Below are 23511 nucleotides of genomic sequence, written 5' to 3' on the forward strand. Positions count from 1 at the left end.
CGGAAGTCACGGCGGCGATGGCGGGCGAACCGGACGGGCTCTATCTCGTCAGCACGCCGGTCGACGGCGCCACGGTTGCCCGCACTTGGATATCGCAGGGCGGCGTGCAGAAGTTCCTGCTCAATGACGGCATGAACAGCCCCGATTTCATCGACTCCGTCGGCGCCGACTATCTCAAGGATGCCTACGGCACCTCTTCCGGCACCAGCCCGACCGCGTCGACCGACTATTTCAACAAGAACTACAAGGAATTCTCCGGCATCGAGCCGTCGAACCCGGCCGCCGATCGTTCCTATGACGCTGGCGCCATCGTCGGGCTGGCGATCGCCATCGCCGGCTCCGGAGATCCGGCCAAGATCAAGGACGCCATGTACAAGGCGGTCGATCCGGCAGGCACGCCGATCTATGCGGGCAAGCAGGAATTCGCCAAGGCGCTCGGCCTGATTAAGGACGGCAAGCCGATCCGCTATGAAGGCGTCATCGGTCCGGTCTCCTTCGACAAGTTTGGCGACATCACCGGCCCGTTCCGTCTGTGGAAGATCGTCGACGGCAAGGTGACGACGGACGGCGAGATGACCACCGACGACGTCAACGCATTGCAAGCGAAGTTGAACAAATGAAGGGTGGACACGCGGATGGACCCGGATTGCTGATCCGCGGTCCATCCGCCCGGGATAAGTTGAGGGGACCGCTTAGCGCCCCATGTCGGCCGTTGACGTCACTTTCTCCATGTCTTGCAAGCGGACATTCAGATTGGTCGTAGAGGGCAGCACTAGATACGATAGAATCTTTCTGCGTTGGAGCGAAGCAGGGCGATCCGCTCATCATGGGACAGCTCCATAGCGACGGCATGGATAATGGAGACGACCTTTTTCGGGGTAGCGAAAAGCAGGTCCACCGGTATGTTGGTTCCCACCATCGTGCGCGTGGGGCCGAATGCCTTCAGCGTGTAATGGAGCAGCGGCAATGTGTCTTCGGGCGTCCAAGCCCGTGCGCCGAGGCCGAAGCCGCATAGCTTCACGCTGACATTAGGCGCTTGCGCGAGTCGGCTGATCGCTGCCTGCCATGCCGCAACACCTTCCGGGCCGCGATCGGCCACTATGCCGAAATGTTCCAGCACGATGGCCGTATCGGGAAAGGCGCGCGCCAATGCCAGCGCCATGTCCATCTGTGGCCAGTAGAGCTGCAGGTCGAAGCTCAGCCCGAGCGGTGCCAGACGCGCGAAGCCTCGCCGCCATTGCGGGCTCTCCATCAGGTCGGGGCTTGGCGCGCTGCGCAGACGGGGCTCGTCGTGCCAGTTGAGGATCTGGCGAATGCCGCGCACGCGCGGAAACCCGGCATGGGCTTCCAGCACGCGTTCGACATCCGGGGCTGCGAGATCCGCATAGGCGACGATCGCGTCCGGCATGCCCTCCTTTCTTGCCAATGCGCTCAGCCAGCGCGTCTCATCGACCGGATCATACGGATTGCGGCCGTTCTGGATGTGCACCGTCTTGACGACGCCAAGGCCTTCCATATCGCGGCGGTAGTCCGCCGGAAGGTAGTCGCGCCGGATGGGCCCGAGGTCTCCTTCCAATGGCTCTGGCCGCTCGGGGTCGAGCCACGGGTAGCTGGCGTCGGATAGACTCTGGAGATGCTGGTGCGTATCGACGATCGCCCAGCTTTCGTCGGCGGGTATCATCCGCGCTTTCTTGTCCACTGGTCGGCGAAGACGGCGAGAATGACGACCGCGCCCGACGCCACATATTGCCAGAAGGACGGCACGTTCATCAGCGTCAGCCCGTTCTGCAGGGCGCCGAGGGTCAGTGCGCCGATAAGCGATCCCAGCGGATTGCCGACGCCGCCGAACAGGCTTGCCCCGCCGATCACCGCCGAGCCGATCGCCTGCAGTTCGAAACCGCTGCCGCCGATCGGCTCGGCAGCACCGATGCGCGCGATCAGCACGAAGCCGGCCAGGCTCGAAAGCACGCCGGAGATCGTGTAGACGGTGACCTTCGCCCGTTCGATGTTGATGCCCGAGAGCCGCGCAGCCTCCTCGTTGCCGCCGATGGCGATGATCTGCTCGCCGAGTGCTGTGTAGCGGACCAGAAGATAGGCAAGGGCCGCGATCGCCAGCGCCAGAAGCACAGGCGTCGGGATGTCGAGCAGGCGGCCAGCGAAGATGGCGCGGAATTCCTTGGCCAGTCCGTAGATCGGCTGGCCGTCGGTGTAGATCAGCGCGGCGCCCCTGAAGATGCTGAGCGTGCCGAGCGTCACGATGAAGTCGGGCAGCTTCAGCTTCGCGATCAGCACGCCGTTGAGGAAGCCGCAGACCAGGCCGACCAGCAATCCGGCGCCAATACCGGCAAGCAGCCCGTGCGAGAGCATGTCCGCGGCCACCATGCTGGACAGGCCGACGATCGAGCCGACCGACAGGTCGATGCCCTTGGTCATGATGACCAGCGTCATGCCGACCGCGATCACCGCGTTAATCGAGGATTGCAGCATGATGTCGATGAGGTTCGACGGCCGGTAGAAGGTGCCGTTGAGAACCGAGAACACCAGGAAAAGCGCCACGCAGCCGATCGCCACGCTGGCCTTGCGCAGCGTATCGCCGCGCCGCGACGCCGCGGGGCTTCTTTTCTCGGGCGCGTCTGTGCGGGGCAGGGACCTGAGTTCAGTCACGGATTGTCCTCTCTGGCAGCGAGAGCGATCAGACGCTCCTCGGTCAGGCCGGCATCGTTATCGACAATATTGCGCAGGCGTCCCCCGTTCACGATCCCGATACGGTGGCAGATCAGCAGGAGTTCCGGCAGTTCGGACGACACGACAAGCAGCGCTGCTCCATCGGACGCGAGGCGACGCAGCAGCGCATAGATTTCGGCCTTGGCGCCGACATCGATGCCGCGGGTCGGCTCGTCGAACAGGAACACCCGCGCGCCGGTCGCCAGCCAGCGGGCGATCACCACCTTCTGCTGGTTGCCGCCGGAAAGATTGCGCATCTCGGTGCCGATCGAGGGCGGCCGGATATGCAGCTCGTCCACATAGTGCTTGGCCGCCCGCCGCCGCTCGGCGCCCTTGATCACGCCCAGCGCGGCAAAGCGGCCGTGGTTGCCGAGCCCGAAATTGCGCTCGACATCTGTCATCGGCACGATCGCGTGACCTCTGCGATCCTCTGGGATCAGCGCGATGCCGGCCCGCATAGCATCCGCCGGTCCGCCAAGCGTCGCGCTTGTGCCCGCGACATTGAGTTCGCCACCTGACAGCGGATCGATGCCGAAGCAGGCGCGCAGGATGGCCGAGCGCCCGGAACCGACCAGGCCCGACAGGCCGACGATCTCGCCGGCGCCGACCGACAGGCTGACATCCTTGATGCGCCCGGTGGAGATACCGCGCAGCTCCAGGAGCGGGGCGCTTTTGACCGGCGCCGGCTTTTCGGCGCTCATTTCGCGCGACAGTTCGCGGCCGGCGACCAGCTCATTCAGCCTGGGCTCGGAATAGTCGCCGATCGGACCGCAGGCGACGACCGCGCCGTCGCGCAGGATAGTCACCCGATCGGCTATGGCGCGGATCTCGTTCATCCGGTGCGAGATGTAGACGATGGCCTTGCCTGCCGCCTTGAGTCGCCGGATGACGGCGAACAGGCTTTCCTGCTCGGCTGGCGTCAGGCTCGACGTCGGCTCGTCGAAGGCAATGATGCGGCCGCCGCGGGCAAGCGTGCGGCTGATCTCGACCAGTTGCCGGTCGGCCATGCCGAGCGCCGATACCGGCGTGTCGGTCTTGAGATGCGGTGCAAGGTCGTCGAGGATCGCGCGTGCCTCGCGGCGGAAGCTCGCGCGCGGAACGAACCTTAGCCCACGCGTGCGGCCGAGGAAGATGTTCTGGGCGACGTCGAGCTGCGGCACGAGGCTGAGTTCCTGGCTGACGAGGCCGATGCCCATGGCGAGCGCGTCGCGCGGGCCATCGATGCGGACGGTGCCGATCGGATCGAGCGCGATTTCCCCTTCGTCTGGCTGCACGATGCCGAACATCACTTTCATCAACGTGGACTTGCCTGCGCCGTTCTCGCCCAAAAGGGCGTGAACCTCGCCACCGTGCAAATGGAGATCGACTCCCTTCAGCGCCTGGACGCCGGCGAAGCGCTTGACGATGCCGGTCATCCGAAGTGCGGGAGGACGGCTTTCGCCGTCCTCTGCCTGGGAGATTGCATTGAGCACTGAGATTGCCTCAGTTGGTCTTGGGATCGGGAAATTCCTTGACGTTGTCCTTGGTGACAACCGCCTGGGGCGACAGGATCCACTGCGGGATGGCCTGGCAGCCGAGAAGGCGAAGCGCCATCTGCACGCCGAGCTGGCCCTCCTCGAAGGGGAATTCCGCCACCGTGGCGCGCATCTCGCCAGCGCCGACCGACTTCTTGGCTTCCCGGATGCCGTCGGTGCCGACGACCGCGACCTTGTCGAGACTGCTGCCGCTGGAGACGGCTTCGACCACGCCGAGCGCCATGCCGTCATTGTTGGCGTAGATGCCGGCGAGGTCCGGCGTCTGGCGCAGGATGTTCGAGGTCGCGTTCAACGCGGTCAGCCGGTCCCAATTGCCGGGCTGGCTGGCGACGAGCTCCAGGTTGGAATATTTCTTGAGCTCTTCCTTGAACCCCTGGATGCGCAGGCGCGCGTTGGGCGAGCCAGCCGCACCCTCGATCTGGGCGATCTTGCCGCCGTTCGGATAGGTCTGGTGCAGGAAGGTGGCGGCCTTGGCGCCGATCGACACCTGGTCGGTGCCGATATAGGTGCTGGCACCCTCGGTGCGCGCGTCGTCGATGATGATGGTCGGGATGTTAGTGGCGCGTGCCGCTTCGATCACCGGCGCCAGGTTGGAATCGGACTGCGGCGACAAAAGCAGCGCGTCCGGCTTCTGCGACAGCACTGTCTGGGCAAGGTTGAGCTGCTCGATCATCGAGCTTTCGTCCTTGGCGGCCTGCACGTCGACGTTGATCTTGTATTTCGACGCCTCGGCCTTAGCGCCGGCCGCAACGTCCTGCCAGAACTCGTTGATCAGCGTCTTGGTCACATAGGCGAAATGCAGTTCCTTCTTCGGCGCCGGCACCGCGCCGAATTCCGCCTCGAGCGCCGTCGATTCGATCTTGTCCATCTTGGCCGTCGGATAGGCTGGGCAGCTGCCGTCGGCAAAAGCGGGGGCCGCGCCGAAAAGGGCGAGCGCCGTCGAGGCGGCGAGTACGCCGCTTATCCGTAACTTCATCGAATTTCCTCCCATTGAGTGCCGGATCACCTCCGGAACTTCCTCTCCCTGTAGACCCGAGCGCCGGGCCAGATCCTCACGGCCTCAAACACTCCGGCTGTTCACGACTTCACCGTGTTGCAGCAAGTTGGAAATTAGAGCATTCGATCTGTTAGATTCAAATTAGAAGCCCTATCCGATTTTTTAGCCAGGCTTAAAGAAAACTGGTATGGCTTGGGCGCTTGTGCGTGGAGGAAAGATGCAGATCCCAGTCAAGGCCATTTGGGTCTTTCATGCTGCGGCCCAGGCGGGCAGCATCTCGCGCGCTGCCGAGGAATTCGGCGTGACGCCATCGGCGGTCACCCAGCAGATCCAGGTGCTCGAGGTCCAACTTGGCGTCAGCCTCTTGACCAAAATGGGGCGTCGCGTCGTGCTGACGGAAGCGGGCGAGCGCTATTTCGCCACCATCACCGACGAGATCGAGCGCATATCTGAAGCCACCAGCATTATCCGCGGCTACCGGTCGGTGACGATGCTGACTGTCCGGGCGACGCCGACGTTGTCCAACAAATGGCTGCTGCCGCGCCTTGCCTCCTTTCTAGACCAGAATCCCGAGCTTGAGATCCGCCTCGATGGCACGAATGAGCCGACGGACTTCAACCGGGAGCTCGTCGATCTGGAAATACGGCACGGCGACGGCCGCTGGCCGGGCCTGTTCGTCGAAGGCATGGCTGAGGAGAGCTTCATTCCAGCTTGCGCCCCCGCGCTCGCGGCCGCAGGCAGCCTTCGCGCCGAGGACTTGACGCGGTTCCGGCTCATTCATTCGGTGAAGTCGCAGGCGCAATGGCCGGCCTGGTTCAAACTGGCGGGCACGCAGCCACCGCAAAGATGGCGCCGCATCCTGTTCGACCGCTCGCATATGGCGATCGACGCAGCGCTGGACGGGATGGGCATTGCGCTCGAAAGCAGCATGATGATGGAGCGCGAACTGCGCGAGGGCCGGCTCGTCTGTCCGGCCTCCGATCCTCCTTCGTTGCGCATTGTGACGCAGTGGATCGTGTGTCCGCGTGACCATCTGCGGCACAAGAAGGTGCGGCTGTTCCTCGACTGGCTGCGCGCCGAGCGCGACGGGATGCCCGGCCCGCCGGACTGAAGACAAGGCCTGGAATCCTCAAAGTCTTGTCGGCGGTCGCGTTCCGATCTTACACTTGATAACTTCACGACTTTCTGTATCTGTGTGAAAAACTCGAAGGTCGAGGTTCGCATGCTGTATCGTTTTGCCACCCGGTTGAACTCGTTCGCCTCCGCGCCACAGTTGCAATGGCCGAACCTCTCCGGCAAGCCGAGCATGATGCAGATGGCCGAGCGTGCCGCCACAGTGCGCGGCCTTACCGATGTGGACCTGAACTTTCCCGACCATGTTTCCGGTGAGCCGGCGGAGATCGCCCGGCGCATAGGCGGCCTCGGCCTGTCGATCAACGGCCTTGCCATGCGCTACTACACCAACCCGGCCTTCAAACGCGGCGCCTTCACCAATCCGGACGCGGCGGTGAGGCGCGAGGCCATCGACCTGACCAAGCGCGGCATCGATGCGGCGCGCGCCATGGGCGCCGACCTGATGACGATCTGGCTCGGCCAGGATGGGTTCGACTACAACTTCCAGCTCGACTATGCGCAGGTCTGGAATTGGGAGGTGGCCGGCATTCGGGAGGTGGCGGAGCACGATCCGGACTGCCGCGTCAGCATCGAATACAAGCCCGACGAGCCGCGCGCCCAGTCGCTGCTGCGGGACGCCGCGACCACGCTGCTGGCGATCGCCGAGGCCGGCTCGCCCAATCTCGGCGTCACCATCGATTTCGCGCACGCGCTCTATGCGGGCGAGCAGCCGGCGCTTGCCGCGCATCTGATCAACCGCCGCAGCCGGCTTTTCGGCGTGCATCTCAACGATGGATACGGCAAGCGCGACGACGGGCTGATGGTCGGCGCGGTGCATCTGCGCTCGACGTTGGAGTTGCTTCACCAGATCCGCCGCGACGGCTTCGACGGCGCGCTTTACTTCGATACTTTTCCCGACCTGAGCGGACTCGATCCCGTCGCCGAATGCGAAGCCAACATCGCCACCGTGCGGCGATTGCTGGAGATCGCCGACGGGCTGGCGGGCGACAACGGCCTTGCCGACGCGCTCGGCCGCCAGGACGCAGTGGCCAGCCAGAGGATCGTCAACAGAGCCTTGATTGGCGCGTAGCGGGAAGGGCGATGATGCCGAGGGAAAAAGCATGAGCCTTCCGCTTGGCGATCCGAGGACCATCGGCCCGCGCATCCGCATGATGATGCCGCATCTGACGCCGCTGGAGGGACGGGTGGTCGACATGATCCTCGGCCGGCGCGACTTCGGCGAAAACACATCGCTGAAGACCGTGGCCGAAGACGCCGGCGTGTCGGAAGCCATGGTCGTCAAGATCGCCAAGAAACTCGGCTTCGACGGCTTCAAGGATTTCCGGGCAGGCCTTGCCGGCTACAACCGGTTGCCGACGGCCGAACTGCATGAAGAACTCTCGCCCGACGACACCGATGCCGAGATTGCGCGCAAGGTGTTCCGCACCTCCGTGCATGCGCTGGAGGAGACGCTTGCCATTCTCGATCCGCAGGCGCTGGGGCGGGCGGCCGACCTGATCTTCGGTGCGCGCCAGCGCGACCTCTACGGTGTCGGCGGCTCGGCCCAGATCGCGCGCGACGTCGCCCACAAGCTCTTGCGCATCGGCGTGCGCACCAGCGTCTTCGACGATGCGCATATGATGCTGATGTCGGCTTCGCTGCTGGGCGAAGGCGATGTCGCCATCGCGATCTCCCATTCGGGAACCAGCACGGCCGTGATCGAGCCTGTCGAGTTGGCGCGCCGGCGCGGCGCACGCACGATCGCGCTTACCAACTATGCGACGTCGCCCCTCGCCTCGGCCGCCGACGTGGTGTTGTGCTCGACGGCCCAGGGCTCGCCGCTTCTGGGCGAGAATGCCGCCGCGCGCATTGCGCAGTTGATCATATTCGACGCCGTCTTCGCCGCCGTCGCGCGGCGCGACCTCAAGGCGGCCGAACGCAACCTTGCCGCGACCATGGGCGCGGTCGCCGGCAAGCGGCGCGGCGCATGAATATCCCGCTGCGTCCTGTCGTCGTCGCGGTCGGCAGCCTTCACTACGACATCATGGTCGACGCGCCCGACCGTCCGCGCAAGGGCGAGACGGTGACCGGCTTCGGCTGGCGGCCGAAATTCGGCGGCAAGGGCGGCAATCAAGCCGTCGCGGCCGCGAGGGCCGGCGCCGATGTGCGCATGGTGGGCGCCGTTGGCGACGACGATTTCGGTCGGTTTCTTCTCGCCAATCTCACCGCCGCCGGCGTCGACGCTTCCCGTATCGCGCATATTGCCGGGCGCGGCTCAGGCATGAGCGTCGCCATCTCGGATAGCAGCGGCGACTATGGCGCCGTGATCGTCTCAGGCGCCAACACCGCCCTCGATCCCCAGAGCCTCGACGACCCCGCGCTTTGGCGCGACGCGGGCGTGCTCGTCCTGCAAAACGAAATGCCTGATGCCGTAAACCTGGCCGCCGCGAGGGCCGCCAAACGGGTGGGCGTGCCGGTATGCCTCAATGCTGCCCCGCACCGATCGCTGACGGACGAATTCGTTGCGCTCGTCGACATCGTGATGGTCAACGCGATCGAGGCCGAACAGTTCTGCGGCTGCCCGGTCGGGGATATCGCCTCGGCGCTCGGCGCGGCGAGGCTGCTCTCCAACCGTTTTGTCACCGTGGTGGTGACGGCTGGCGCTGACGGCGTGGCCGGTTTGCAGCGAGGCCATGAGCCGGTCGTGGTGCGCGCAATTCCTGTCCGGTTGATCAGCACGCATGGCGCTGGCGATGTCTTCGCCGGAACCTTTGCGGCGGCATTCGCCGCGGGCAGCGCTTTCGCGGTGTGTCTCGATCTCGCCAACCAGGCCGCCGCCAGGCATGTCTCGACCTGACGGCGCGACGGTAATCTTTAGCGCAGCTAAACGATCAAGCTCACCTTCTAAATTGAGCTAACAGCTCTCCCGCAATACGAATGTAGCGGTTCGGCAAACAGGGCCGAACGATCGCCAGCAAAGGCTTGCCGGGGAGGCAATTGCGCCAATTGCGGGAAGGTGTCGAGCGCCTTCGCAGCCGTGTCCACCGGTGAAGCGGGACACGAAGGCCCTTGTACGCCTCGCCGAGGCCTGGGTCGTACGGAATTCGGTGATGCGAAGGATACGAACATGAATCTTTATACCCTGCTTGCCGCGCGCGCGGCGCGTGGACGCCCGGTGCGGGTGGGCCTGATTGGCGCCGGCAAGTTCGGCTCGATGGTGCTGTCGCAGGCGCAACGCATCGCCGGATACCATATGGTCGCGGTGGCCGATCTGAATGTCTCCAAGGCGCGGGAATCGCTGCAGCGCGTCGGCTGGCCGGAAGAGCAATACCAGGCGAAGACTGCCGGCGAAGCGGTGCAGAACGGCACGACCTTCGTCACCGACGATGTTGCCGCCCTGCTTGCCTGCGAGGAGATCGAATGCGTGATCGAGGCGACCGGCCACCCGATTGCCGGAACCCGCCATGCGCTCGCCGCGATCGAGGCCGGCAAGCATGTCGTGATGGTCAATGTCGAGGCCGATGTCATGGTCGGACCGATCCTGGCCGAGAAGGCGCGCCAGAAGGGCGTCATCTATTCGATGGCCTATGGCGACCAGCCGGCGCTGATCTGCGAACTGGTGGATTGGGCGCGGGCGACCGGCTTCGAGGTGACGGCGGCCGGCAAGGGCATGAATTTCGAGCCGCGCTACCGTTACTCTACGCCCGATACGGTCTGGGGCTTCTTCGGCTGGAGCGAGGAGGAGGTGGCCAAGGGCGACTTCAATCCGAAGATGTACAACTCCTTCACCGACGGCACAAAGGCGGCGATCGAGATGGCCGCGGTCGCCAATGGCACGGGTCTCGACTGTGCTGATGACGGGCTTGGCTTCCCGCCCTGCGGCCTGCACGATCTTGCTAAGGTGTTCCGCCCGGCCGCCGATGGCGGGCGCATGGCGCGCTCGGGCCTAGTCGACATCGCCGCCAGCCAGGAGCCGGACGGCCGCGAGGTGTTCAACAACATCCGTTATGGCGTGTTCGTCACCTTCAAGGCGCACAACGAATATTCGCGCGCCTGCTTCAAGCAATACGGCCTCCTGACCGACTCGTCGGGCTGGTACGCCTCGATGTGGCGGCCGTTCCATATCATCGGGCTGGAGACCTCGATCAGCGTGTTGTCGGCCGTGCTGCGCAACGAGCCGACCGGGTCGTCGAAGGAATTCCGTGGCGATGCCGTGGCGACGGCCAAAAAGGATATGCAGCCCGGCGAAATGCTGGACGGCGAGGGCGGCTATGCGGTCTGGGCAAATGCCATTCCCGCTTCGACCAGTCTGAAGCACGCAGCGCTTCCGATTGGTCTTGCGCACAATGTGCGGCTGAAGCGCGCCGTCCGGAAGGACCAGATCGTCAGCGTCAACGATGTCGAACTGATCAACGACATCGACGTCGTGAACCTGCGCCGCGAGATGGAAGAGCGCTTCCGCCCGACGCCGAGCGTGGCCGCCTAATCGGCCCGGAAGGAAAGTCATGACCAAGCGCAGCGCGCCACCCTTCGTGGTGATCCCCGAATTCCATGTCAGACCACAGATCAGGACCGCATTTCTCAATGCTGCCCTGGACGACGCCCGCCATTCGCTCGCCGACGAGGCGGGCTGCCGCCGCTTCGATGTCGTCTGCCCCGAGGACGCCGAGGACACCGTGTTGTTCTACGAGGTCTACGACAACCGCGCTGCGTTCGACGCGCATTTGCAAACCCCGCATCTGAAGCGCTTCCAGGCGACCATGAAGGCGCTCGAGGTCGAAGAGACGGTCGTTCGCTTCGCCGCTCTTGAAAACGTCTGATCTGGCACGGCCGCCGCAATGAGCGTCACCAGGATCGGCTTCATCGGGACCGGCATCATGGGCGGCCACATGGCCCGCCGGCTGGTGGAGGCCGGCTTTGCGGTGAGCGCGTGGAACCGCAGTCGGGAAAAGGCCGAAGCGCTGGCGCCCTTCGGCGTCTCTGTTGCTACCGCAGCCGCCGAAGCGGCGCGGGATGCGGATGTCGTGGTCTCGATGCTGAGTTCGGGGCCGGTCTGCGACGAGGTGTTGTTCGGCACGAACGCCGCGGCCGATGCGATGCCGCGTGGATCGACGCTCGTGGTGATGAGCTCGATCCCGGTCGATACGGCGCGCAAGCAAGGAGCGCTGGCGGCGCAAAGGGGCATCCGCTACGTCGACGCTCCCGTCTCCGGCGGTGAGAAGGGCGCGGATGAAGGGACGCTAGCCCTCATGGCTGGCGGGGAAGCCGACACCATAGAGGCGCTGAAGCCCGTCTTTGCGCCGCTGGGGCGTGTGACGCATGTCGGCCCGGTCGGCGGCGGCAGCCTCGCAAAGCTCGCCAACCAGCTGATCGTCGCCAGCAACATCTGCGCCGTCGCCGAAGCGCTGCTGTTGGCAGAGCGGGGAGGCGCCGACCCGGCGCGCGTGCACGAGGCGCTGCTCGGTGGCTTTGCCGACTCGGCGGTGTTCCGCCAGCACGGGCGGCGCATGATCGAGGCCGATTTCGTGCCGGGTGGTCCGGCGAAATACCAGGTCAAGGATACCGGCACGGCGCTTGCGCTTGCGGCTTCCCTCGGGCTGAGCTTGCCGGTCGCAACCGAGGTCGACCGGATTTTCCGCAGCCTGGTCGATAATGGTGGCGGCGATCTCGACCACAGCGCGGCAATCGTCGAACTGCGGCGCATCAATTTTCGATAAGTAGCATACTGGACGTATCCGTCAGCTTTCTAGCCCGGCCATCTGGAAAGCCGCCCGTCCGGTAGGGGCGCCCAAACGGACGCTGAATGGCTCAACGTGGTGCGTCGACGCCTGCATGCTGCAGATAACTGTTCGTACCATCCTGGAAGAGGGCTGCGAAGTGTCGGAATTGCAAACCACCCGTGATTTGGTTCTGGTCATCAGAGATCAGGCCACCTTCGCGGTGGACCGTCAGTGATAGCCGATGTCCGCCTTCACCTTGCCGCGAAACACCCAGTATGACCATCCGGTGTACATAAGGATCACCGGCAGAAGAAACAGCGTGCCCACCGCGAGGAATGCCTGCGTGCTCGGAGCCGATGCGGCGTCCCAAAGCGTATAGACATGCGGTACGATCATCGGCCACAGACTTATTGCGATGCCGAGATAGGAGATCAGGAAGAGGCCAATGGCGGCGGCGAACGGAGCCACTTCAGAGTTGTTGTTGAGCGAGCGCCATTCGAGCCAGCCGAGCAGGGCCGTTAGAACTGGAACGGGCGCGAGCAACAGCATATTGGGCCAGGAAAACCAGCGAGAGGCGATCCCGGTATTCATCAGAGGGGTCCAAACGCTGACGACCACGATGGCAGCGAAAACGCCGAGGAAGCACCAGCGGCCGTGACGGCGCGCACGCGCCTGCAACTCCCCTTCCGTTTTCAGCACCAGCCATCCGGCGCCGAGCAGCCCGTAGCCGAACACCAGCGCGATACCCGTCACGATCGAGAAGGGTGTGATGAAATCCCACGACGATCCGGCGAAATGCCGGCCATCCACCTGGAAGCCCTGGATGAAGGCGCCCAGAACCATTCCCTGCGCGAAGGTGGCGACGGTCGACCCCCAACTGAAGCCATGGTCCCAGAAAGTCTTGTGCTCGGCATCGCGGTAGCGGAATTCGAAGGAGACGCCGCGGAAGATCAGCGCCAGGAGCATAACGAGGATCGGGAAATAGACGGCAGGAATGATGATGGCGAAGGCCAGCGGAAAGGCCGCCAGGAGCGCGAGTCCGCCCAGCACCAGCCACGTTTCGTTGCCGTCCCAGATCGGCGCGATCGAGTTCATGACCAGGTTGCGAGATGCGGTGTCCGGCTGGAAGCCGAAAAGGATGCCGACACCCAGGTCGAAGCCATCCAGGATCACGTAGAAGCATACGCCGATCCCGAGGATCAGCGTCCATACTGGCACGAAGTCGAGAACCAGCGGCTCCATGGATCAGCCAGCCTTTCCATGTCGCTGCGCCGAGCCGGGCAGGGCACGCACCGGGCCGCCCGGGCGGCCGCTTTCAATCTCTTCCGGCTCGCTCTCGGCCACTTCCACGCCCTTGCGAACAAAGCGGGCCATAATGGTCAGCCCGGCCGGGAAGATCACCAGGTAGGCGATCATGTAGCCGACAAGCGAGATCAGTACGTCGCTCCCAGTCAATGACGGGGAAACGGAATCGGCGGTCCTGAGAAGCCCGTAAACCGTCCAGGGTTGGCGCCCTACCTCGGTCGTGGTCCAGCCTGCCAGCACCGCAACGAACCCGAGCGGAGCGACCCATTGACAGGCCTGCAGATACCAAGCGGTATCGAATAGCCCACCTTTCCAGCGCAGCCACCAGCTAGCCGCCACCATCGCAAGCATCAGGAGGCCGATCCCGACCATTATGCGGAAGGCAAAGAACGGAATTGCCACCGGTGGCCTCTGGTCGCGCGGCCATTCCTTCAGGCCTCGGATCTCGCCATTGGGATCGTGGGTTAGGATCACACTGCCAAGCAGGGGCACCTCGACCGTATAACGGTTCGCTTCGTTCAGTTCATCGGGTATCGCGAACAGCACTAGGGGCACGCGCCGGCCAGTATCCCAATGCGCCTCGATTGCAGCCAGTTTCGTGGGTTGATGCTCAAGCGTATTCAGCCCGTGCTCGTCGCCGAGCAGGATCTGCAGGGGGACGAGGAACGTCAGCAGCCAGAACGTCATCGACAGCATGCGCGATCCCTCTGCCACCGAGCGGCCTCGCCGGACCAGCCAGGCCGCCACACCTACGACGACGAAGGCTGTGGTGACGTAGAAACCCACCACCGTATGGCCGAGGCGGTACGGGAAGGAGGGATTGAAAACGATCGCGAACCAGTCCTTCGGATAGAAGCGGCCGTTGATCAGTTCGTAACCAACCGGCGTCTGCATCCAGCTATTGGCGGAAAGTATCCAGAAGGATGACAGAAGCGTCCCGAAAGCCACCATCAGCGCCGCCACGAAGTGCGCCCAGCGCGGGACCAGATTCCGGCCGAACAGCAATACTCCGAGAAACGCGGCCTCAAGGAAGAAGGCGGTCAACCCTTCATAGGCGAAAAGCGGCGACAGGACATTTGCCGTCGCATCGGAATAACGGCTCCAGTTGGTGCCGAAGTGGAAGGGCATGACTATGCCAGAAACTACGCCCATGCCGAAGGCGACGGAAAAAATCCTTATCCAAAAGCCTGAAATGCGGAAGTAGATCTCCTGTCCCGTGAAGAAATGCATTCCCTCAAGGACGGCGATATAGGACGCGAGGCCAACGGTGAAGGCTGGCAGCAGGATGTGCCAGCCGATGACCCATACGAACTGAAGCCGGGAAAGGAGCAGGGGATCGAGTTCCATCGATGGCCTTGCGTGCGCTCGGCCCCGTTCGGGAGGGACCACGTTGGGAAGATAGCATGGCGACTATGGGGAACAAGTCCGAAAGCCGAGTGGCAACGCGGCTTTCAGCACATAGGGGACGAGCCGAACACTGGGCCTCCCGTTCAGCGGCGAACAGCCTACGGGACGCATCCTCGGTCGCATTTCGGCAAATCTACGGTGCCAGGCAAGACGAACAGATTTGACGACTCAGGCAGGCTGCACAGATTGCGCTTCGAACGGCTCGATATTGTCGAAGCTCGCCAGCGTCGCGGACAGTCTGTACTCTCGGGTAGGTTGCGACAAGCTCGCGAGCAGGCATCCGTTCACGCGCGTGCCTCCCGCCGGAGCCCGAGAGAGCGCGTATAGCTTGGCCTCAAAGGATTGCCGTTGGAGGCTCCGCGACCCTTTCCTCGAAGGATGTCATCCATGCGAGAGCCTCAGCGGACGTCCCGGAAGCACGAATGCGGTCGCGTAGCTCGGGATGGCGCAGGAGACGGCAAAAATGAGCCAAAGCGGGCAAGAAGCCCGCGCCGTCGGATTTCGGCCATAAGACGGCCAGCAGCAGATCGACCGGATCGCTGTCGGGCGCGTCGAACCAGACAGGGCGCTGCAGCGTCGCGATCATCGCCGAGGGCGCAGATATCCCGTCCAGTCGTGCGTGGGGGATTGCTACACCGCGTCCGATCGCGGTCGAGCCGAGGCGCTCGCGGCGAAGCAGGGCCGCAAAAACGGCACCTTGGCCCATGCCCGCTCTTTCGCCGAGGCGGGCCGCGATTCTGGCGAGGGCTGACCGCTTTCCCTTGGCGGGCATGCCGAGCAGGATGTCCTGTTCCTCAAGCAGGTCGGTCACCGTCGTCATGGGTTTTGCTTGATCGCCCGGCTGATGTCGCAAGAAACTCGATTCATCGAGGGCAACGGAGTCGCCAAGATGGACGGGCGTCCCGGACGCAAAGCCAGCGTGGGGATCGCGTCCGGGCCGACGAGCGGCAATACGGTCGCAGGCGATGCTCGCCGAGGCGGCGCATTGAAACGGCAAGCTCAACATGGGGTTCATCTCATCACCTGACGCGACACGACGCGGGCGGCTGACGGGCGGCGCATCGGCGGGTGATCCGCCAACGCGGCCGGCACCACTAGGGAGGTGATGCACCAAGGGCAGCGGGCGGCTGCTCTTGGCAAGGACCGGCCGCAGGAAAGGCAAATGCGCCTCGAAAGAGGAATTCTCATGTAACGCTCCATCAACGCGGCCCCGCAAAGGGCCGCAGAATAAACCGCAGGTCTTGGGAGTCCCGGAGCAGGATTACGTGCGGAATCGAGGGATGGAGGGTCTGCTCCGGGAAAGGATCCGTCCTTGCCCGGCAAGCCTCGAAATTCTGACGAAAGTCTCCATGCACATGATACGCACCTAGCCGATCAAGCCTCTTGTCTGAAAGCGATGCCGGTCCCTACCAAGCCGAACGCGAGTTTCAGATCGCCAGGAAAGCGACGAGCATCAGGGCGAAAAGGCCCACGGCGACAATTGTTCTTGTTGTCGTGTCCATTGCTGCTGCCCTTGCTAGACATGCTGCTGAAATTGACGGTCGATTGGCGGATGGCTTGCGACGGAGCTCCATCTTCCATGTTCCGATGGCCTAAAGAAGCTTTCCGCCAACTGAGGGATTTCGTTTCGGGCTATCCCGATATCTTCAAGGATTCTATCGTCCAGGCCTTCAAGCGCGGCCATGGCACGGTTACGTTGCCAGCGTTGAACCGCCCGTAGGAACAGTTGCGCGACGGTGGCTCGCGGTTGCCGAAGCGCAGGAGCCTGCCTTCGAACCGTGCTCGATGAATACTTGGATATGGACATGTCGTCCTCCTTTCACGTTTGCCAGGCCCGTTCACGCGGCGTCCCAAATGGGCATCGGTTAACGGACTTGACGGAAGGCACCGGGCGCGCTTCTCCGACGCTCGCCGCATCGCTAGAAGCAGCGCCGTGCCACCTGTCTGATTGTGGGTGAAGGTTCCCGAGACGGCGAACGAAGCGTTCGAGCCGCTCGGGCTACGAACGCGTCAGGAGGGACGCCGAGACGACCAGGTATTTCTTGCGACTGCCCAGAATAACCATGCACCGGATATGGCCATTGGATGCAGCCCATTCAACGGGTTGGGACCGGGTGCGGCCTTCGGACGCTGGGAGTGCCATGCGCTGGCAATATTGGGGCGCAACGCCGCAAGCGACCGCGAGGCTCCGTGCGGCATTCCATCCATTTGACTACGAGAGCAGCCTCGCCATGATGCGTCTGTGAACAGGATTCCAACACACGGACTTCCCTTCCGGAAGCGGCCCAAGACAGGCCGCTAGCCCTGGCCTAGCGGATCAATTCCGTCAGGCCAGGGAGCTTCCTTTCGACTCAAATTCTGAGCGTTGCGCGTCCGCTTCGGTGGACCGCTCAACCATGCACGAAGGAAACCGGAAATGGCCAAGAGAAACGGCAATCGAGAAGCCCGCAAGCCGAAGCAGGACAAGGACAGGAAAATTCAGGAAGCGGCCACGGTATCGGAACTTGGCGCCAAGGCGGCCGGAGCCGGACGACGGCGTTAGACCGGATCGTGGCGGCAGCTTCATTGGCCGCCGCCACTTTCCCCCTGTTGGTCTCGGCCACGCGGCGGTCGCAAGATCGACCGGGCAGGCACGCCCGGTTTTCTCTCCGCCCGGTCGCGATAAAGGGCTGCGCGTGCGAGCAGCATGAGCGTGACCGGGGTTGTGAGGGTGATGAAGACGCCAATCAGGAGTTCATTCGCGACAGGGCGCGAACCCAGCGCCGAGAAGCAGACGATCGAGGCGAGCACGATGGCGCCTGTGCCCCAGCTTGTACCCAGCGTCGGAGCGTGCACTCGCTCGAAGAAGCTGCCGAACCTCAGGGTTCCGATTGCGCCGAGGAGGGTCAGTCCGGCTCCCACCAGAACGAGGAAAGCTGTCAGCAGCGCCGCCCAGGCGGGTAGCGCTCCAGCGTATGTCATTCTATCACCTCGCCGCGCATGAGAAACTTCGCCAAAGCCACGCTCGAGGCGAAGCCCAGCACTGCGATGATCAGGGCCGCCTCGAAATAGATCGGGCTTCCTGCGCGGATGCCGACCGTCAGCACCAGAAGCATGGCGCTCACATAGATGGCATCGAGGCAGAGTACCCGGTCCTGCGCGCGAGGGCCGCGGATCAAGCGGAAGGTGTAGCAGCCCATGGCGGCCACCAGCATGGCCTGTGCGGCCGTCAGGCACCAAAGGAGTATGATGGCGGTCATTCGAATATCTCCATGAGAAGACTTTCGTAGCGGCTCTTGATCAGGGTGACCCATCCCTGTTCGTCGACGAGGTCGAGAACATGGATCAGAAGGATGTTCGAATCCTGGGCGTGCTCGACCCATGCGGTTCCAGGCGTGCTGGTGACGATGCAGGCGAGCACGGCGAGCCCCGTCCTATCGCGAAGGTCGAGCGGTATGGCCACGAAGCCGGATTTGCGTTTGCGGCCGCGGCGTTGGAGCACAATGCGCGCGACGGCGATGTTCGAGCGCAGGATGTCCAGTGCCACGATCCCGGCAAGGCGAGGGATCAGCTGCCACTGTCTCAGCCTTGGCTTCGACGGCTGCAGCGCCGCCATCGCACGGGAGGCCGCGACAGCGATCAGCCCTCCGAGGATGAACTGCCCGGGCGAGAATGACGTGAGCAGCATCCAGGTCAACAGCAACGCCGCGGTCAGAATGGGGTACGGCAGCGCGCGGGTCATCTGGCGACGGCCTTCGCTTGCTCCGGGCCTAAGACGCCTTGGATGTAGCTCGAAGGATCGTGCAGCGAGAGGGCCGCCGCTTCGGTGTACTCGATCATCGCGCCTCCCTTCACCGTCAGGAACAGGCAGAGAACCAGAAGCCCGGCGACCGGCGCAATCTCCACCACCAGCACGCGCGGAACGACGGTTTCGAGCGGCGCCCAAAAAGTGCCGATGCCGCTGCGCATCATGGCGAGCAGCGCCGCCAAGCCGGACAGAATGACGAGTGCGACCAGCAGCCAGGTTCTCGGCGGGATGCTGGCGGGAGTTCCCAGCCCGTACAGATTCAACATGCCCGTCAGCATGGCGAACTTGGCGACGAATCCTGAAAGCGGCGGCAGGCCCGCGAGCAAAAGGGCGACGCATCCGAAGCACACCCCGAGGATAGCGAGCGCGCCTGGCATGACGACGCCAACCTCCTCGTCGTCACGTTCCTCGTCCTCGCCGCCATCTTCGCCATAGGCTTCCCTGGTGACGGCAAGCAGGTCGGCGCCAGGTTCACGCGCGCGCTCCACCAGTTCAATCAGCATGAAGAAGGCCGCTGTCGTCAGGGTCGAACTGACGAGATAGAACAACGCTCCTGACACAACCGCCGCGTCGCCCATTCCGACAGCGGCCAGCAAGGTCCCCGAAGAAACAAGCACGCTGTAGCCGGCAAGCCTGCCCATCGCCTGCGAGGCGAGCACGCCGGATGTCGCGAAGGCGACCGTGACCAAACCGCCCCAAAGCATGACCGTCCCGCCAAAACCTGTCAGTTCGCCTGCCTGGCTTCCGAAAAGCAGGAGGCTCAGGCGCAGGAGCACGTAGACACCGACTTTGGTGAGGATGACGAAGATGGCCGAGACTGGGGCGGCGGCAGCCATGTAAGCGGAAGGAAGCCAGAAGCAGAGCGGCCATACGCCAGCCTTGACCAGGAAGGCAATCCCCAGGATAGCCGCACCTGCCTGCAGCAGCATCCGGTCCCCCGCCGGGACGGCGTGCAGGCGAACCGCTAGGTCAGCCATATTGAGCGTGCCGGTGACGCCGTAGATCAGGCTGACGCCGATGAGGAAAAGAAGCGACGCCGCCAGGTTGATCGCAATGTAGTGCAGTCCCGATCGGACGCGGAATGCTCCGGAGCCGTGCAGCAGCAGGCCGTAGGACGCCGCCAGCGTTACCTCGAAGAAGACGAACAGATTGAAGAGGTCTCCCGTCAGGAACGCGCCTGCAAGTCCCATCAGCAGGAACTGGAACAGGGTGTGGAAGTGCGGTCCGGCCCTGTGCCAGCGAGCCAGCGAAAACACCAGCGACGCCAATCCGATGACGGCGACGAGGACGAGCATGAGCGCCGATAGCCGGTCGAGCACGAGCACGATGGCTAACGGCGCGGGCCAACTCGCGACCGCGTAGGACAAGGAAACGATACCCCTTTCGACCGGAACGCTATTCGCCATGCGTGTCAGCACCACGCTCGCGAGGAGGAGCAGCACCGTTGAAGCGAGGCTGACCAGCGCTTTCAATGTGTGGTGCGACTCGTCAATCAGAAGCAGCAACGCCCCTGTCACCAGCGGGAGCAGGATCGGAACGACCAGAAGGTGTCGCGTCCACTCCATCAGCGCGACTCCCGCCCATCGACGTGGTCGCTGCCGGTGAGGCCGCGGGCGGCGATCAGGACCACCAGCAGCAGGGCGGTCGTTGCGAAGCCGATCACGATTGCAGTGAGCACCAGCGCTTGCGGAACGGGGTCCGCGAAGTCGGCAGGATTTCCAGAGCCGTCCGCACCCAGTACGGGAGCTGCCCCTACGCGCAGGCGACCCATGCTGAAGATGAAGAGGTTCACCGCGTAGGAAAGCAACGAAAGACCGATGACGAGCTGGTAGGTGCGCGGTCGCAGGACCAACCAGACGCCCGATCCGGTAAGAACGCCGATGGCGATTGCAAGCGTCAACTCCATTGCCGGCGCTCCTCCACGAGCTGGCGTTCCTCTTCGAGGCGAGCCGCCCGCAGGCGACGGATTGACTGGTGGGCGATCGCGATCAACATCAGCACCGTGGCGCCAACGACGAGACCGAACACGCCGAGATCGAATATGGTCGCGCTCGCCATCGGGATTTTTCCGATGAGCGGCAGGCCCACGTAGCGAAAATATGAAGTGAGGAAGGCGTCGCCGACAAATATGGAGGTGGCGCCCGTCAAGGCCGCCAGAACAAGGCCGCCGCCGATCCATCTGACCGGCAGAATGCGCAGCCGGTCTTCCACCCAGACCGTTCCCCCTGCCATGTACTGCAGGACGAAGCCCGCCGCCATCGCCACGCCCGCGGTGAAGCCTCCCCCTGGGGCGTCGTGCCCGCGCAGGAAGAGATAGGCCGCCAGCACAATCACCACCGGGAACATCCATTGCATGATCACCGAGGGCACATAGAGGTATTCCGTGGGCGTCGCGCCGGCCCCCCGGTCCGGCTCGGCCTCGTCATAGGACAATTGGACACGCTGCTGCTCCGGTCGCTCGATGCTGTCCTGCGCAGGGCGGAAGCGCCGAAGCAGGGCGAACACGGTCAGCGCGACGGTGCCAAGCACGGTGATCTCACCCAGCGTGTCGAAGCCCCGGAAGTCGACGAGAATCACGTTGACGACGTTGCGTCCCCCGCCTTCGCTGTAGGCCCTCTCAATGAAGAAGTGGGCGATGGTGTCGGGCGGCTTGCGCGTCATGACGGCGTAGGACATCGCCGCCATACCGGCGCCCACCACGACGGCGATGACCAGGTCGCGGAAATGTCGCGCGCGGGCGAGCGGGCCACTTGGCTCGCGCAGCGCCTCGGAGCGTTTCGGCAGCCAGCGCAGGCCGAGCAATATCAGGACAGTCGTCACGATCTCGACGAGGAGTTGTGTTGCCGCAAGGTCAGGCGCCGACAGCCAGACGAAAGACAAGCAGGTGACAAGCCCAGTTCCCCCGAGCAGCACCAGAGCCGCCAGACGGTGGAATTTGGCCCGCTGCGCGGCCGCGACCGCACAGACCATGCCAATGCCCCACAGGCCGGCGAACGCCACATCATGTCCGCTGCTATAGCTTCCGAAACCAAGCCCCGAGGCAAAAAGAGGGGTCGCGGCGGCGGCCACCGCGGCGGCGACGAGCAGGCGCATCTGCGGCTGCAAACGCTTCGTGCCGAAGACCTGCTCGACAAGGCGCGCGCCTCGCCATGAGATCGCGACCATGGTCCGCTCGAAGATATGTTGTCCCTGTATCCTGCCGAAAAGGAGGGGACTTTCGGCCCGTTCGAGGTAGTCGCCGGCGAATAGGTAGAGAACCGCGCCAACCGCCAGCGCGATCGCGCTCATCGCCAGTGGTAGGGTGAAGCCGTGCCATACCGCCAGACTGTATTGGGGCGTTGCGGCGCCAAGCACCGAGGACACCGCGACCTGCAGGAACGGTCCGATTGTCAGCCCCGGGATGATGCCGACGACGAGGCAGGCTACCACCAGGAGCATGACGGGGAAGCGCATCCAGAAGGGCGGTTCATGCGGCTCGCGCGGAAAGCTCTCGGAGGGCACCCCGAGGAAGATCGAGTGGATGAGCCGTATGGAATACGTAACGGCGAGCGCGCTGCCGAGAACGGCCGCGTAAGGCGCCGCCGTGTCCAGCCAGGAGTCGGCATGAGTCTCGACCGCTTCCGCGAAGAACATCTCCTTTGACAGAAAACCGTTCAACAGCGGGACGCCGGCCATGGCGGCGCTTGCGACCATGGCCAGGGTGCCCGTAATCGGCATGTAGCGGAACAGGCCTGAGAGTCGCCGCAGGTCGCGCGTGCCGGTCTCATGGTCGATGATGCCGGCGGCCATAAATAGAGATGCCTTGAAAGTGGCGTGATTGAGCATGTGGAAGATCGCGGCGACCGCGGCGAGCGGACTGCCGAGGCTGAGCAACAGCGTGATCAGCCCCAGATGGCTGATCGTGGAATAGGCCAGCAGTCCTTTGAGGTCCTGCTGGAATATCGCGAGATAGGCGCCGAGCACCAGCGAGGTCATTCCCGCCAGACCAACGATGAGGAACCATTCAGGCGTACCTGAAAGCACTGGCCACAGCCGGGCCATGAGGAAGACGCCCGCCTTGACCATGGTTGCCGAATGCAGGAACGCCGAGACGGGCGTGGGCGCGGTCATGGCGTTGGGCAGCCAGAACTGGAAGGGGAACTGCGCGCTCTTGGTGAGCGTGCCTAGCAGGATCAGCAAAAGCGCCGGGACATACAAATCGTGGTTCCGGATAGCGTTCCCCGACGCCAGCACAGTGTCGAGATCGTAGCTGCCGACGATATGCCCAATTACGAGAACTCCAGACAGCAGCGCAAGGCCGCCGATCGCCGTGATCGTCAGCGCCATACGGGCACCGTCGCGCGCGGTCTGATTATGATGCCAGTAGCCGATCAGCAGGAAGGAGAAGATACTGGTGAGTTCCCAGAACACGACCAGGAGGATCAGGTTGCCGGCGAGCACGACGCCCAGCATCGACCCCATGAACGCCAGGAAGAAAAGATGGAAGCGGCGGACGGGATCCTCTGGCGAGATGTAGTAGCGCGTATAGACGACGACGAGAAGCCCGATCCCACTTACAAGCGCCGCGAAGATCCACGCGAACCCGTCCATGCGCAGGGCAAAGTCGAGGCCCAGCGAGGGGATCCATTCGAACCTTTGCCGGACAATCCCTCCGCCATGGACAGAAGGGTAGAGCGAGAGCGTCAACGCCAGCGAGGCCAGCGTCGTTGCGCCTGCCAACCAGGTCGCGGGTGCGCGCGAGTCCGACGGAAGCAAGGTGGCCGCGAGGCCTGCCACGAACGGAAGAGCGATGATCAGAGGCAGCGAATAAAGCTCCATCACTCTCCTTGTGTCGAGGCGGCACGATCGTGCGGCATGCTAGCGTTCTACGCTATCGTTGATTGTCCCCCAATGACAGGCCTGGCGGGCCCTTCCCAAGCTGTT

Annotated in this window: 22 protein-coding genes and 1 pseudogene; 10 read left to right on the plus strand and 13 right to left on the minus strand. The window is 63.8% G+C overall.

From position 1 onward, the window contains the following. Nucleotides 1–620: pseudogene (locus tag F3H96_RS28405) on the plus strand (ABC transporter substrate-binding protein); the annotation flags it as partial. 152 nt (nucleotides 621–772) lie between these two features. Here F3H96_RS28405 and F3H96_RS28410 read toward each other — a convergent pair. The 4 genes from F3H96_RS28410 to F3H96_RS28425 form a co-directional block, all read right to left on the minus strand. Further along, on the minus strand, nucleotides 773–1681 hold the full coding sequence (locus F3H96_RS28410) for an amidohydrolase family protein (RefSeq protein ID WP_149804961.1): 909 nt from the start codon (nucleotides 1679–1681) through the stop codon (nucleotides 773–775). Beyond that, the gene (locus tag F3H96_RS28415) at nucleotides 1678–2664 is read right to left on the minus strand and encodes an ABC transporter permease (RefSeq protein WP_244620196.1); all 987 of its coding nucleotides are present in this window, start codon (nucleotides 2662–2664) and stop codon (nucleotides 1678–1680) included. Before F3H96_RS28415 ends, F3H96_RS28410 begins: the two co-directional genes overlap by 4 nt. Continuing rightward, complete coding sequence (locus F3H96_RS28420) at nucleotides 2661–4139, minus strand: sugar ABC transporter ATP-binding protein (protein WP_149804962.1); 1479 nt, start codon at nucleotides 4137–4139, stop codon at nucleotides 2661–2663. The genes F3H96_RS28415 and F3H96_RS28420 overlap by 4 nt, the downstream gene beginning before the upstream one ends. Nucleotides 4140–4206: 67 nt before the next feature. After that, nucleotides 4207–5235, minus strand: a complete 1029-nt coding sequence (locus tag F3H96_RS28425) for a substrate-binding domain-containing protein (RefSeq protein WP_188131574.1) — start codon at nucleotides 5233–5235, stop codon at nucleotides 4207–4209. A gap of 238 nt (nucleotides 5236–5473) precedes the next feature. Here F3H96_RS28425 and F3H96_RS28430 point away from each other — a divergent pair, with 238 nt between their 5' ends. From F3H96_RS28430 to F3H96_RS31575, 8 genes are all read left to right on the plus strand, one after another. Continuing rightward, entirely contained in the window at nucleotides 5474–6367 is an 894-nt protein-coding gene (locus F3H96_RS28430; protein WP_149804964.1) for a LysR substrate-binding domain-containing protein, read from the plus strand. Nucleotides 6368–6478: 111 nt separating this feature from the next. Continuing rightward, nucleotides 6479–7459 carry a sugar phosphate isomerase/epimerase family protein gene (locus F3H96_RS28435; protein WP_149804965.1) on the plus strand — a complete coding sequence of 327 codons (981 nt, stop codon included), beginning with the start codon at nucleotides 6479–6481 and terminating at the stop codon, nucleotides 7457–7459. Nucleotides 7460–7490: 31 nt separating this feature from the next. Further along, nucleotides 7491–8360, plus strand: a complete 870-nt coding sequence (locus tag F3H96_RS28440) for a MurR/RpiR family transcriptional regulator (protein WP_149804966.1) — start codon at nucleotides 7491–7493, stop codon at nucleotides 8358–8360. Then, a complete protein-coding gene (locus F3H96_RS28445; protein WP_149804967.1) occupies nucleotides 8357–9226 on the plus strand; it encodes a PfkB family carbohydrate kinase in 870 nt (289 codons plus the stop codon). The genes F3H96_RS28440 and F3H96_RS28445 overlap by 4 nt, the downstream gene beginning before the upstream one ends. 270 nt (nucleotides 9227–9496) lie before the next feature. Further along, nucleotides 9497–10855, plus strand: a complete 1359-nt coding sequence (locus tag F3H96_RS28450; protein ID WP_149804968.1) for a Gfo/Idh/MocA family oxidoreductase — start codon at nucleotides 9497–9499, stop codon at nucleotides 10853–10855. Nucleotides 10856–10874: 19 nt separating this feature from the next. Beyond that, nucleotides 10875–11189 (plus strand): putative quinol monooxygenase, encoded by a 315-nt coding sequence (locus F3H96_RS28455; RefSeq protein ID WP_149804969.1) that lies wholly within the window; start codon nucleotides 10875–10877, stop codon nucleotides 11187–11189. Nucleotides 11190–11207: 18 nt separating this feature from the next. Then, nucleotides 11208–12086, plus strand: coding sequence for an NAD(P)-dependent oxidoreductase (locus F3H96_RS28460; protein ID WP_149804970.1), 879 nt, complete (start codon nucleotides 11208–11210; stop codon nucleotides 12084–12086). A gap of 115 nt (nucleotides 12087–12201) precedes the next feature. After that, nucleotides 12202–12324: a hypothetical protein gene (locus tag F3H96_RS31575; RefSeq protein WP_280177796.1), complete on the plus strand. Its 123-nt coding sequence runs from the start codon at nucleotides 12202–12204 to the stop codon at nucleotides 12322–12324. On the opposite strand, the gene cydB is transcribed toward F3H96_RS31575, so the two are convergent. From cydB to F3H96_RS28475, 3 genes are all read right to left on the minus strand, one after another. Further along, nucleotides 12318–13331 (minus strand): cytochrome d ubiquinol oxidase subunit II, encoded by a 1014-nt coding sequence (gene cydB, locus F3H96_RS28465; protein ID WP_149804971.1) that lies wholly within the window; start codon nucleotides 13329–13331, stop codon nucleotides 12318–12320. The two genes, F3H96_RS31575 and cydB, sit on opposite strands and share 7 nt — an antisense overlap. 3 nt (nucleotides 13332–13334) lie before the next feature. Then, nucleotides 13335–14741: a cytochrome ubiquinol oxidase subunit I gene (locus F3H96_RS28470; protein ID WP_149804972.1), complete on the minus strand. Its 1407-nt coding sequence runs from the start codon at nucleotides 14739–14741 to the stop codon at nucleotides 13335–13337. Nucleotides 14742–15135: 394 nt separating this feature from the next. Continuing rightward, a complete protein-coding gene (locus tag F3H96_RS28475; protein WP_149804973.1) occupies nucleotides 15136–15816 on the minus strand; it encodes a PTS sugar transporter subunit IIA in 681 nt (226 codons plus the stop codon). A 1401-nt stretch (nucleotides 15817–17217) separates the two neighbouring features. On the opposite strand from F3H96_RS28475, the gene F3H96_RS31580 reads away from it, so the two are divergent. After that, nucleotides 17218–17343, plus strand: a complete 126-nt coding sequence (locus F3H96_RS31580) for a hypothetical protein (protein ID WP_280177797.1) — start codon at nucleotides 17218–17220, stop codon at nucleotides 17341–17343. 20 nt (nucleotides 17344–17363) lie between these two features. On the opposite strand, the gene mnhG is transcribed toward F3H96_RS31580, so the two are convergent. From mnhG to F3H96_RS28510, 6 genes are read right to left on the minus strand one after another with little or no spacing between them, the layout of a single operon-like run. Beyond that, nucleotides 17364–17762 carry a monovalent cation/H(+) antiporter subunit G gene (gene mnhG / locus F3H96_RS28485; RefSeq protein WP_149804975.1) on the minus strand — a complete coding sequence of 133 codons (399 nt, stop codon included), beginning with the start codon at nucleotides 17760–17762 and terminating at the stop codon, nucleotides 17364–17366. Beyond that, complete coding sequence (locus F3H96_RS28490; RefSeq protein WP_149804976.1) at nucleotides 17759–18040, minus strand: K+/H+ antiporter subunit F; 282 nt, start codon at nucleotides 18038–18040, stop codon at nucleotides 17759–17761. Before F3H96_RS28490 ends, mnhG begins: the two co-directional genes overlap by 4 nt. Then, a complete protein-coding gene (locus tag F3H96_RS28495) occupies nucleotides 18037–18522 on the minus strand; it encodes a Na+/H+ antiporter subunit E (protein WP_149804977.1) in 486 nt (161 codons plus the stop codon). Before F3H96_RS28495 ends, F3H96_RS28490 begins: the two co-directional genes overlap by 4 nt. After that, complete coding sequence (locus F3H96_RS28500) at nucleotides 18519–20153, minus strand: monovalent cation/H+ antiporter subunit D (protein WP_149804978.1); 1635 nt, start codon at nucleotides 20151–20153, stop codon at nucleotides 18519–18521. Before F3H96_RS28500 ends, F3H96_RS28495 begins: the two co-directional genes overlap by 4 nt. Beyond that, nucleotides 20153–20494: a Na+/H+ antiporter subunit C gene (locus F3H96_RS28505; protein WP_149804979.1), complete on the minus strand. Its 342-nt coding sequence runs from the start codon at nucleotides 20492–20494 to the stop codon at nucleotides 20153–20155. Before F3H96_RS28505 ends, F3H96_RS28500 begins: the two co-directional genes overlap by 1 nt. Continuing rightward, a complete protein-coding gene (locus tag F3H96_RS28510) occupies nucleotides 20485–23406 on the minus strand; it encodes a monovalent cation/H+ antiporter subunit A (protein WP_149804980.1) in 2922 nt (973 codons plus the stop codon). The genes F3H96_RS28505 and F3H96_RS28510 overlap by 10 nt, the downstream gene beginning before the upstream one ends. Between the last annotated feature and the right edge of the window lie 105 nt (nucleotides 23407–23511).

It is taken from the genome of Mesorhizobium sp. NFR06 (assembly GCF_900115245.1).
GTDB lineage: Bacteria > Pseudomonadota > Alphaproteobacteria > Rhizobiales > Rhizobiaceae > Mesorhizobium.

Coding starts and splice junctions, on each gene's coding strand:
- F3H96_RS28445 (WP_149804967.1), top strand. CDS start 8,357: ATGAATATCCCGCTGCGTCCTGTCGTCGTCGCGGTCGGCAGCCTTCAC.
- F3H96_RS28505 (WP_149804979.1), bottom strand. CDS start 20,494: ATGGAGTTGACGCTTGCAATCGCCATCGGCGTTCTTACCGGATCGGGC.
- F3H96_RS28460 (WP_149804970.1), top strand. CDS start 11,208: ATGAGCGTCACCAGGATCGGCTTCATCGGGACCGGCATCATGGGCGGC.
- F3H96_RS28475 (WP_149804973.1), bottom strand. CDS start 15,816: ATGAACCCCATGTTGAGCTTGCCGTTTCAATGCGCCGCCTCGGCGAGC.
- F3H96_RS28500 (WP_149804978.1), bottom strand. CDS start 20,153: ATGGAGTGGACGCGACACCTTCTGGTCGTTCCGATCCTGCTCCCGCTG.
- cydB (WP_149804971.1), bottom strand. CDS start 13,331: ATGGAGCCGCTGGTTCTCGACTTCGTGCCAGTATGGACGCTGATCCTC.
- F3H96_RS28455 (WP_149804969.1), top strand. CDS start 10,875: ATGACCAAGCGCAGCGCGCCACCCTTCGTGGTGATCCCCGAATTCCAT.
- F3H96_RS28420 (WP_149804962.1), bottom strand. CDS start 4,139: ATGACCGGCATCGTCAAGCGCTTCGCCGGCGTCCAGGCGCTGAAGGGA.
- F3H96_RS28490 (WP_149804976.1), bottom strand. CDS start 18,040: ATGACCGCCATCATACTCCTTTGGTGCCTGACGGCCGCACAGGCCATG.
- F3H96_RS28450 (WP_149804968.1), top strand. CDS start 9,497: ATGAATCTTTATACCCTGCTTGCCGCGCGCGCGGCGCGTGGACGCCCG.
- F3H96_RS28410 (WP_149804961.1), bottom strand. CDS start 1,681: ATGATACCCGCCGACGAAAGCTGGGCGATCGTCGATACGCACCAGCAT.
- mnhG (WP_149804975.1), bottom strand. CDS start 17,762: ATGACATACGCTGGAGCGCTACCCGCCTGGGCGGCGCTGCTGACAGCT.
- F3H96_RS31575 (WP_280177796.1), top strand. CDS start 12,202: ATGCTGCAGATAACTGTTCGTACCATCCTGGAAGAGGGCTGCGAAGTG.
- F3H96_RS28495 (WP_149804977.1), bottom strand. CDS start 18,522: ATGACCCGCGCGCTGCCGTACCCCATTCTGACCGCGGCGTTGCTGTTG.
- F3H96_RS28430 (WP_149804964.1), top strand. CDS start 5,474: ATGCAGATCCCAGTCAAGGCCATTTGGGTCTTTCATGCTGCGGCCCAG.
- F3H96_RS31580 (WP_280177797.1), top strand. CDS start 17,218: ATGGCCAAGAGAAACGGCAATCGAGAAGCCCGCAAGCCGAAGCAGGAC.
- F3H96_RS28435 (WP_149804965.1), top strand. CDS start 6,479: ATGCTGTATCGTTTTGCCACCCGGTTGAACTCGTTCGCCTCCGCGCCA.
- F3H96_RS28425 (WP_188131574.1), bottom strand. CDS start 5,235: ATGAAGTTACGGATAAGCGGCGTACTCGCCGCCTCGACGGCGCTCGCC.
- F3H96_RS28510 (WP_149804980.1), bottom strand. CDS start 23,406: ATGGAGCTTTATTCGCTGCCTCTGATCATCGCTCTTCCGTTCGTGGCA.
- F3H96_RS28470 (WP_149804972.1), bottom strand. CDS start 14,741: ATGGAACTCGATCCCCTGCTCCTTTCCCGGCTTCAGTTCGTATGGGTC.
- F3H96_RS28440 (WP_149804966.1), top strand. CDS start 7,491: ATGAGCCTTCCGCTTGGCGATCCGAGGACCATCGGCCCGCGCATCCGC.